Genomic DNA, 804 nt, shown 5'->3' with positions numbered 1-804 from the left:
AGCGATTGGAACAACATTGCGCGACGAAGAAACAGCAACGCAAACACCAAGTCCGGAAGAGGAAGTAACATTAGTAGACGTTGTAAAATACGAAAATTTAATTCCAGGTCGTGAGTACACGGTCAAAGGAATCTTGATGGACAAAGCGACAGAAGCACCGCTCATGATCGACGGTGAGCAAGTAGAAGCAGAAACAACATTTACAGCAGAGACAGCCAATGGCGAAGTAGACGTAACGTTCACATTCAACGCCAAAGGTCTAGCAGGACAAGAAATCGTAGCCTTTGAGACGATGTACCAAAATGGTAGAGAAGTAGCGGTGCATACAGATATTAACGATGCGAATCAAACCGTTCACTTCAAAACACCAGAAATCGGAACAACAGCAACCGACCAAAACGGTGAAAAAGAGCTTAATGCAGACAACGAAGTAACCATCATCGACATAGTAGACTACAAAGAACTAATCGCAGGGAAAGAATACACACTACAAGGAATTCTGATGGACAAAGCAACAAATGCCCCAGTTCTTGTAAAAGGGGAAGAAGTACACGGCGAAACAACATTCACACCAGAAAACGCAGACGGTTCTGTAGAAGTAGCCTTCACATTTGATGCAAGTGACTTATACGGTAAGGATCTAGTCGTATTTGAGAAATTAATGCGTAACGGGAAAGAAGTAGTTACGCATGAAGACATCAATGATAAAGGACAAACAGTAACAATCAAAACACCAGAAATCGGCACAACATTACGTGACGAAGAAACAGGCACACAAAGCCCAAGTCCAGAAGAAGAAATCAG

1 protein-coding gene is annotated in these 804 nt (G+C 42.7%); it reads left to right on the top strand.

Annotated features, from left to right (window positions below; genetic code table 11):
* A partial coding sequence (locus tag PGRAN_RS15205) for a VaFE repeat-containing surface-anchored protein (RefSeq protein ID WP_036068539.1) occupies positions 1-804 on the top strand: 804 nt, incomplete at both ends.

The sequence above is a fragment of the Listeria grandensis FSL F6-0971 genome, from assembly GCF_000525835.1.
GTDB classification, from domain to species: domain Bacteria; phylum Bacillota; class Bacilli; order Lactobacillales; family Listeriaceae; genus Listeria_A; species Listeria_A grandensis.
This window is presented reverse-complemented; position numbering and strand designations above follow the sequence as displayed.